This is a genomic window from Acidocella facilis ATCC 35904 (genome assembly GCF_000687875.1).
Classification (GTDB): Bacteria; Pseudomonadota; Alphaproteobacteria; order Acetobacterales; family Acetobacteraceae; genus Acidocella; species Acidocella facilis.
On record NZ_JHYG01000030.1, the window covers coordinates 1 to 9,723 of the forward strand.

General features: G+C 56.5%; 7 protein-coding genes and 1 pseudogene. 5 read left to right on the top strand and 3 right to left on the bottom strand.

The genetic code is table 11. From position 1 onward, the window contains the following. On the top strand, window positions 1-309 hold a 309-nt coding region (locus tag T331_RS18830), incomplete at its 5' end, for a YecA/YgfB family protein (protein WP_211248758.1). A gap of 586 nt (window positions 310-895) precedes the next feature. Here the strand turns inward: T331_RS18830 and T331_RS0116370 are convergent. The 3 genes from T331_RS0116370 to T331_RS18835 all read right to left on the bottom strand — a co-directional run bounded on the left by T331_RS0116370 (window position 896) and on the right by T331_RS18835 (window position 2,294). After that, window positions 896-1,291, bottom strand: coding sequence for a response regulator (locus T331_RS0116370; protein WP_211248759.1), 396 nt, complete (start codon window positions 1,289-1,291; stop codon window positions 896-898). A gap of 352 nt (window positions 1,292-1,643) precedes the next feature. Then, entirely contained in the window at window positions 1,644-2,039 is a 396-nt protein-coding gene (locus tag T331_RS0116375; RefSeq protein ID WP_026440802.1) for a PRC-barrel domain-containing protein, read from the bottom strand. An 84-nt stretch (window positions 2,040-2,123) separates the two neighbouring features. Then, window positions 2,124-2,294, bottom strand: a complete 171-nt coding sequence (locus tag T331_RS18835; protein WP_035180563.1) for a CsbD family protein — start codon at window positions 2,292-2,294, stop codon at window positions 2,124-2,126. Between the two features lie 399 nt (window positions 2,295-2,693). Here T331_RS18835 and T331_RS0116385 point away from each other — a divergent pair, with 399 nt between their 5' ends. The 4 genes and pseudogenes from T331_RS0116385 to T331_RS20655 form a co-directional block, all read left to right on the top strand. Then, window positions 2,694-7,040 carry a chemotaxis protein CheB gene (locus tag T331_RS0116385; protein WP_244876999.1) on the top strand — a complete coding sequence of 1,449 codons (4,347 nt, stop codon included), beginning with the start codon at window positions 2,694-2,696 and terminating at the stop codon, window positions 7,038-7,040. A gap of 617 nt (window positions 7,041-7,657) precedes the next feature. Beyond that, window positions 7,658-7,963, top strand: a pseudogene (locus T331_RS20650) (response regulator); the annotation flags it as partial. Between the two features lie 57 nt (window positions 7,964-8,020). Next, entirely contained in the window at window positions 8,021-9,361 is a 1,341-nt protein-coding gene (locus tag T331_RS18840; RefSeq protein ID WP_244877000.1) for a putative bifunctional diguanylate cyclase/phosphodiesterase, read from the top strand. 215 nt (window positions 9,362-9,576) lie between these two features. Beyond that, a partial coding sequence (locus tag T331_RS20655) for a helix-turn-helix domain-containing protein (RefSeq protein ID WP_407637436.1) occupies window positions 9,577-9,723 on the top strand: 147 nt, incomplete at its 3' end.

Consider the following 9,723-nt stretch of genomic DNA (forward strand, 5'->3'; position numbering starts at 1 on the left):
GCGCCGATCTTCCAACGCACCGACGCTGGCATGGTGTTCGCCGGGCCTTGGTGCATGGGGTTTGTCGCCGCGATGAAATTGCGCTGGAAGGCGTGGGCGCCATTACTCAACGCAAAAAACATTCAATACGGCCTCCTGCTGCCAATCCTGCTCTACTGCGCCGACGAACTGGCTATCCCCGCCGGGCCGCCGCCCAAAGGCATCGACATAAAATCGTACCTCAAGACCGCCTATCACGACATACCCATCGTCGTGCCAGCAATCAGAGACTTCTGGATGCCCCAGCGCGTCGCAGAGACATCACGGTAAAGTCCAGCCCCATGCAGTGGGGGCCTCGCATCGGTTACCGCAAGACGCGTCTCGGCCGCCTTGTGTTCTGACGGAACGCTCTGCCGAAGCGTCCGCCATTCTCGCATTTTATTAGGAGGTAAGCCGGACTGAGTAGTTTCCGACTCTTCTTATATCGCCCTATCATCCGATAACACTCTACTCAACGCGCCCGTCTCGAGCCAATTCTGGGCCGTCCAAAGAGTCACATTGGTCACGGTCCGATAAATGCGAGATCGGCCCAATGCTCGTTTTTCTTAATTCGAGAAAATTCTAGAGAAGGATCGGAATAATGTATATTGGTGGCGGTATAGTCGGCTTAGTGGTGCTAGTTGTGATTGTCGTTCTTGTGCTGCGTGTGCTTTAGATCCTGACTTCAAGATTGTGGTCAGGCCGTCGGAAGAAACATGCGACATTTCGGCAAACTGCACATCCGTCTGCAGTGCGATGAGGGGTATTACGGCTTGCTCAAGCCGGCCATGCCCACGGGAATTCGAGGCACTCTCCGAATTACGGCCGGTTACAAATCAGGACGCAACCAACCACGTCGCCATTATCCGTTAAAGTTTCAAGCCTTGGACGCCGCGGTAAGAGCGCGTTGAATAGCGCACTCCAAGTCCGGACCCCAAAAGGGCTTCTGCATTACGATCGCATCGGACCGGTCCTGCCGCACCGATGTGGCATTCCCACTTATAAACACGTGAGGAACAAAGCCTGCTCGCAGAATTCTTTTGACGGCCGACACGCCGCTGCCTTCAGCCAATGCGGCGTCAACAATCATCAAGTCGGGTTTGTGTATTGAAGCTGCAGCTACCGCCTCAGTCTCCGTGGCAACGATCGCGCAGACCGAATGCCCCATCTCTTCCAAAAGTTCGATGTATAGCGTTCCTATAAGTTTATTGTCCTCCACGACGAGAACGCGCCGGGCTCTCAGTGGTGTTTTGATCTCTTCAGCTATCATCATCTGCCTGAAATTTCTGCTCGCGGTGTTTCTTTGTTGCTGTCCACATACCACCGATGGCGGCGTTCATGCGTGATTAGCAGTAGTGTGCGCCCCCGGCGACATCGCCAGATAACAGATACGCAAATTGCCGACCGATGGTTGGCATGGGCTATCAGTCGAACTGTCACTCAAACAGAAGGAAACCATACTTCGATTCAAAAATTATTTTCGGATTATAATTATTTTCGGATTATAAAGCTAAATCCTGTCCATGCCTCCGACGCTGCAAATACTGCAGCGCGAGAACGACAATTACAAACAGCCAAGGACCGCGCCCGAGCCGGCTCTGCCTGGTGGCGCGGCACATATTCGATCATCTGCCTCTGCTATACTTGAATGACGGCAGAGCAATCAAGGCGTCTTTGGTAGCACCAGGCAGCACCATTTGTTTATTCTTCACCTGCAGCGAGCCGAATGACACCACGACGTATCTCGAGCCTATGCCGAGGAACCCTCCGACTGACAACACCGCAAAAGGAACCTTATCAGTTGCGGTGATGATCAAATCGTCGATCGTCCCCACGGTTACGTGGGCATCGTTGACGACGGTGCTTCCTATCACTTTGGAGGCCCGATAGCCCGTCGCCAGCGATGCCGGGTCGACCTGCATCAGGCTGACTGTTTGCGGCGTACCTTGTGAAAACCCCGGACCACTTAGCGACACCGCCAGGAGGGCAGAACCGGCTAAAATCTCGATCGAACGTTTCATTCAGCGCTCCTTTCGGTCGTCTATAACGGCGACGTGGACTCACGAAGGTGGGATTGACAACGCCCTGAACGCTACCCAGGGCACCTACTTCTTCAACGCGTCCTTCAAGCCACCGACGGCATTCTTAACCTTGCCTTGAGCCTTGTCGCTCTTGCCCACGGCAGTCAGCTTTGTGTCACCAACAGCTTTGCCAGCGGCCTCCTTAATGGCGCCCTTGGCCTCTTTGGTTGAGCCAGCGATACGATCCTTATCCATGTCATGTTCCCTCCGTTTGTTGATAACTGTAAGCGATACTGCTGTCTGCCTGAGGGGCTCGAAGTCATCTGGCTCCGAAATATCAATTAAAAAAAACTTACAGGAAGTATATATCGCGTAAACCGGCACGCAGTCAGCGTCGGAATCTACTCATGAACCTCGCGGCTTCCTGATCTCGTCATTGTCTATTTGTAATATGCCGCCAGCCGTGGCAAAACACTCTTCACTGGTGATACGTGAACGTCGACGGTTGATCTCCGTCATTGCCGTGCTCGACACGAGGTGTACGCTGACAGCGTGCGCAGAGATTCCCGGCGCATGAAAAATGAAAGTTCTATGCTGAGAGACCGACCCACCAACGCCAAGTCAGGCCGAGCCCGTTCAACGGGGCGAGCCGGGGTGACCACTGTGCTTCCCCATGGCTCAGAGGATTTTCCGATCGTCGGCCTAGGCGCCTCGGCGGGTGGTCTGGAGGCCTGTACGAAGCTTTTCAGTGCTTTGCCATCCGATAACGGCATGGCGTTCATCCTCGTGCAGCATCTCGACCCGACGCATGAGAGCATGATGGCGGAACTGCTGGCGCACCATACCTCCATGGCCGTGGTCCAGGCGACCAGTGGCATGCTGGTCGAGCCCAACCACCTCTTTATCATTCCGCCGGGTAGTTATCTCTCCGCCAGCAATGGCGCCCTGCACCTGTCTGAACCTGAAGCACGCCACGGCGCCCGCCTGCCCTTCGACTTTTTGCTGCGCTCACTGGCTGAAGAATATGGGGAACGCGCCATCTGCGTGATCCTCTCGGGGACAGGCGCCGATGGCAGCCTTGGCCTGAAAGCCGTCAAGGAAAAGGGTGGCCTCGTCATCGCGCAGGACCCCGACGAGGCGGCTTTCGATGGAATGCCGAGAAACGCGATCCAGACTGGCGCGGTCGATCTTGTCCTACCGCTGGCGAGCATTCCGGACGCGCTCATCAAATTCCACCGCAGAATGGCGCTTACGCGCGAGTCAGCCGCGCCCCACGAACAGGACACCACTCCGGATTGGCTGCCTGAGATCGTCGATCTTCTGCGGAAAAAGACGGTCCATGATTTCCGGCTCTACAAGGAGGGCACACTGCGGCGCCGGATCGAACGCCGCATGGCGATGGCGTCGATCGAGACCGACGACATCGAGCGCTACGTCGATGTTCTGAAGGGCGACGACAACGAACTCGCTCGGCTCGCCACGGACTTACTCATCAACGTCACTAGCTTCTTTCGTGATCCCAAGGTCTTTGATGCACTGCGCGAAAAGATCGTTCCTGATCTCGTCCGCAACCATGCCATCGACCAGCCGCTGCGCATCTGGATCGCCGGGTGCAGCACAGGTGAGGAAACCTATTCGCTCGCCATGCTCTTCCGCGAGAAGATCACCGCGGCGAAGCGAGAGATCAAGCTACAGATCTTCGCCTCCGATGTCGACGCCGATGCGGTGGCAACGGCCCGCGAGGGCCTGTATCCCGAAACCATTGCGGCAGAGGTATCGCCCGAGCGATTGGCTCGCTTTTTCTCGAAGGACGACCATGGGTACCGAATCCTGCCCGAACTCCGCGCCACGATCGTTTTCGCGGTGCAGGACGTTCTAGCCGATCCGCCATTTTCCCGGCTCGATCTGGTGTCGTGCCGGAATCTGCTCATCTATCTCCGCCCCGAGGCGCAGGAGAAGGTGATCTCGTTCTTCCATTTCGCCTTGCGCGAAGGCGGTATTCTGCTGCTTGGAAGCGCCGAGACGATCGGCGGTTCCAAGGGCCGCTTCGAGGTCATCTCGAAGCCGGATCGAATTTACCGGCACATCGGGCGCGCGCGACCCGGCGAGGCTGGCTTTTTGTTTGGAACCGCCGAGGGTGCACGGCTGCCGCCACGCCTTCAGGCCCAGACGCCTTCCCGCCAGGTCGCGCTTGCCGAGGGCTGCCGTCGCCTCATCATCGAAACATACGCACCCGCCGCGGTGTTGATCAATCGTAAGCTGGAATGGCTCTATTCCTTGGGGCCGACTGAACGATATCTGCGCGTGCCCCAAGGGCATCCGAATTATGATCTGCTCGCGATGGTTCGCCCACACCTGCGGATCAAGCTCAGAGCCGCGATCCATCAGGCCATGCTGGAGAAAAAACGCATTGTCGTGCCTGGCGGCCGGACGAACAATGAAGGCAAGGCTGGTTCATTCGAGATTGCGGTGCAGCCGGCACTGATCGACGGTGAAGACCTGCTGCTCGTCTGCTTCGTAGATAGTCCGCCGCCGATCCATAAGCGAAGCCCGGCGACCGCGCCACCCGACATCGAACACGTCGCCGAACTCGAACAACAATTGGAAGCGACGCAAACGGAACTTCAGGCCGCGATCCATAGTCTCGAAACATCAAACGAAGAGCAAAAAGCGGTTAGCGAAGAGGCGTTGTCCGCCAACGAGGAGTATCAATCGACCAACGAAGAGCTGCTGACATCGAAGGAAGAACTGCAGTCGATGAACGAGGAGCTCACGGCCCTCAACAGCCAGCTCCAGGAAACGCTGGAACGGCAAAGGACGACTGCCAGCGATCTCCAGAACATCCTTTACAGCACCGACGTCGCGACCATCTTTCTCGATCTCGACCTTGATATCCGTTTCTTCACGCCGGCCACTAAATCGCTCTTCAACATCATTCCGACGGATATCGGCCGGCCGCTCGCCGACCTCAACTCATTAGCCGCTGATAGTGACCTGCTGACCGACGCGCGCACAGTCCTGCAGACGCTCTCGCCAATCGAGCGCGAGATCCAGGCCAAGGATGGTCTATGGTACATCCGCCGGATATTGCCTTATCGCGCCCAAGATGACCGGGTTGAGGGTGTCGTTATTACCTTCGCCGATATCACCGAGCGCCGACGCACCGCGGACGCTCTGGAGACCGCCAAGCGGGAAGCACAGCAAGCCAATATCGCCAAGTCCCGCTTTCTGGCGGCTGCGAGCCACGATCTCCGGCAGCCGATGCAAGCCCTCAGCCTGATGCGCGGTGTCCTAGCAAAGAAGATTCGGGAAGCCAAGCTGGAAGAGGCCCTGGCGCTCGTCACCCGACTGGACGAGACGTCCGCCGCGATGTCGGGCATGCTCAACACGCTCCTCGACATCAATCAGTTGGAAGCTGGGACCGTCCACCCTCAATTCATTGACTTTCCGATCAACGACCTGCTTGATCGGTTGCGGGAGGAATTTTCCTATCATGCTAGGGCACAGAATCTTCTCCTGCGCGTGATCGGGTGCAGCCTTTCGGTCCACAGCGATCCAACTCTGCTTGAGCAGATGTTACGCAATCTTCTTTCAAACGCGCTGAAATACACAAGGCAGGGCAAGGTGCTGCTAGGCTGCCGCCGCCGCAGTGCAACGCTGCGAATCGAAGTCTGGGATACCGGCATCGGCATCGCCGAACAGAATCTTCAGGCAATCTTCGGTGAATATCATCAACTCGGTAACGCCGCTCGAGAACGCAGTCTCGGTCTCGGTCTTGGGCTGTCCATCGTCCAGCGCCTGGCGACCCTGCTTGGTCATCCGGTGGATGTCCGCTCGCAGCTTGGCAAAGGGTCAATGTTCTCAATCGACGTCATGCTTGCGCCAGACAAATTACCCTTCGCTGAAGAGCTTCAACCCGGTGAAAAAGATCAGACAGACGCGACTAGCCGTCACACCGGCGCGATCCTGGTGATCGAGGACGACAGAGACCTCTGCGAACTCCTTGAAGTCGTGCTTACGGAAGAAGGCCATCGTCCGGCGACAGCACCCGACGGAGCCTCGGCCCTCGATTTGATTGCTCACGGGCTTCGTCCTGACCTCATCCTCGCGGACTACAATCTTCCACATGGGATGGACGGGCTCGACGTCGCCGCGAAGGTAAGAGATATACTCCATCGCCGAATACCGGTCATCGTTCTGACGGGCGACATCTCGACGGATACCTTGCGGCGCATCGCCAGCCAGGACTGCGTGCAACTGAACAAGCCTGTCAAGACGATGGATGTCACACAGGCTATCCAGCGCCTGCTGTCGATTCCTCAAGCCATGTCGCATCCGCCGGTGGCACCCCAGTCCGCGGTCCGCCAGGCTCCGGATATGCCCGTCATTTTTGTGGTCGATGACGATAGCTATGTGCGCGAGGGGCTTCGCGACTTGCTCGAGACCGAGGGACGGATCGTTGAAGACTTTGCAAGCTGCGAGAGCTTCCTTGGAGCCTATCGTCCGGAGCGAGAAGCCTGTCTGCTCGTCGATGGCTACTTGCCGGGAATGACGGGGCTGGAATTACTGAAGCGATTACAAGCCCGTGGTGACGGATTGCCTGCCATCATGATCACCGGCAACAGCGATGTGCCAATGGCAATCGCGGCCATGAAAGCTGGCGCCATAGATTTCATCGAGAAGCCTGTTGACCGCGAGGAACTTCTCGCCGCCGTTAAGCGCGCCCTGGATCAGTCGCGGGACACGACCAAGCTGTCGGCGTGGCGGAAAGATGCTTCCGAGAGACTTGGCAAGCTCACCTCACGACAGCGCCAGATCATGGACATGGTTCTTGCCGGCCATCCCAGCAAGAACATCGCCGCGGACATCGGCATCAGCCAACGCACGGTGGAGAACCACCGCGCCTCGATCATGAAGAAGATGGGTGCGAAATCACTGCCGGCCTTAGCCCGCTTGGCGCTCGCCGCTGCCTCCGATGCGGGCGACAAAACAGAGCTTTGAGGAATGCCCAACACGTCGTTAAGGCGAACGGCGCCGCATCGTCCTCTGATGTATTGGGATCAACGGCTTGTCACTGCCCTGGCTGCGTCCGAATCCAGGACCCTAGCATAAATCTCCAGTTTATCTTTCTGTCAATCGTTTCGGTCGCTCGCAAGGAATTAGTCGGCGGTGCGAAGGCGTCAGTTCACTATGCCCCACAGATTACAAAGCGACGAAAAGGCGGTTAACCTTTCTATCGCCGGCAGAGAGATAACCGACAACTGCGGCTCTCGATCAGCGTGAATATTCCTCATTTAAGTACCAATTGATGGATGTGCGGACGAGGTACAAGGACGGCCGACGTCGTTCTCGCTTCCCGCGCGTTCACACAGGCTCACAACACGGCGTAAGTCAGACATGCCCGACGGCAAGGGAAAAGATCTACTGGCCGCATAGGTATATTCCGAGTCTGGTCGGCCGGGCACGCTCGATTAGCTTGACACTATGCCCCCCTGTCCACTCTCGCCTTGGAATTATAAATCGTGCCATTCTACTACAATGGAAGAATAGCGATGGAGGCCGATCTCTCCGTATGTACCGAAAGGCACCGCGTCGCGCGGCGATCGGAGGGGGATTAGATGCCTTCAAATCATATACTCCTAATCACAGATAATGCGACAGACACGACAAAACTCATTTCCCTGCTGAGTTCCCGTACAGATAGAATTTTCAAGGTCGAAGCTGTGACCCGTCTGTCAACCGCATTGGATCGGCTATGCCGCGGAGGGATAGATGCTATTCTGACGGATCTCTCGCTTCCTGACTCCGAGGGACTTGAAACTTTCGATAAGCTGTTTGCGCTTGCGCCCCATATACCGATAATGACGATCAGTGATGATAGCGATGCACCACTAGCGCGCGAGGCTGTTCAGCGTGGAGCGCAGGGCTATTTGCAAAGAAGCGGCCTTGTGAGCTCTCTCATACCTCAGTCTCTCCATAGCATGATCCAGCGCAAACAAATCGAAGAACTGCTATTGTCGGAGAATATGCGCGCGAAGGTGATTCTTAACTCGATCAGCGATGCCGTTATCAGTACTGACCTCCACGGTAACATCGATTATCTGAATATTGCAGCGGAAAAGATGACTGGCTGGTCCAGGGACGAGGCTCACGGTCGGCCCATCGCCGAGGTGATGCAAATCGTAAACGGCACCACGCGCCTTTCAGGTCGTAGCCCAATCGAACTGGTACTCGAAAAGGATGAGGAGATGGGCCTCGCAGCCGACACACTCCTGATCCGGCGTGATGGAATGGAGATCGCGATCGAGGATTCGGCGGCGCCGATCCATGATGCATCAGGCAAGATCACCGGTGCGGTGATTGTGTTTCATGATGTCACGGCAGCGCATGCGCTGGCTACAAAGATGGCGTATCTGGCACAGCATGACGATCTGACCAAATTACCTAACCGCGCGATGCTTTCGGATAGGATAACCCAGGCTATCGCACTGGCAAAGCGACATAGGTCGTGCGTTTCTCTGTTATTTATAGACATCGATAATTTTAAACATATTAATGACTCGCTCGGCCACGATGTAGGAGACCGCCTGCTCAAGTCCATTGCAGAGCGCCTTTCCTCCAGCGTTCGTAACCTGGATACGGTCAGCAGGCAGGGGGGTGACGAGTTTGTGATACTGCTTCCCGACGGCCAGGGAAGTGCGGGAGCCGAGGCAGCGGCCAAGACGATCCTGATGGCGCTAGCGCAACCGCACAATATCGGTGGCCACGAAATAAATATTACCGCAAGTATCGGTATCAGCGTCTATCCGGATGATGCACATGACGCGGAAGCCCTTCTCCAACACTCCGATACAGCGATGTACAAGGCCAAGCAAGGAGGTCGAAACGGATATACCTTTTTTGAGGTCGCGATGTCTGATCGTGCCATTGCACGCCAGAAAGTCAAAATGGAATTGCATCAAGCATTGCGGCTTGAGCAATTCGTTCTGAATTATCAACCTAAGATCAATCTAAGGACAGGAATGATTACCGGTGCTGAAGCCTTGTTGCGGTGGGCCCACCCTAAGGCCGAACTTACATTTCCGAATAGTTTTATACCTGTCGCCGAAGGCTGCGGCTTAATCCCCCCGATCGACCAATGGGTGCTGCGCGCGGCCTGTTCGCAGGTGAGGCGTTGGGACGATGTGGGATTGAGGCTCCCTTCGGTAGCCGTCAACGTATCCGCCTTGGAGTTACGTCAAAGGAGATATGCCGATGGCGTGCGCGCCGCCCTCCAGGAGACAGGATTAGAACCATATAGATTGATACTAGAAATAACGTAAGCGTCAGCTGAGATGCGGATTCCGACGCAAGCCGGCCGGGGATTCCGATTTGATGTCGGCCACCATTCCGAGATGAAGCCGGCCAGGATTCCGATTTAAATCCGGCCACCTGGCGGGGCTATTTCCGGCGTTTTCGGGTGGGTCAGCAACTCGGGCATTTGCGCCTCGTGAACACTCACGGGGAGAGACGGATGCCGGCGAAGAGAGAGCTGACGATGAGGCAGATACGATACACATTACGTCTGGCCAGCGAGGGCATCAGCGCGCGTGCGATCGGGCGGATGCTCGGTGTGGCGCGGAGCACGATCCAGGACAATCTGAAGCGCGCCCAGGTGGCGGGATTGACGTGGCCGCTGCCAGGC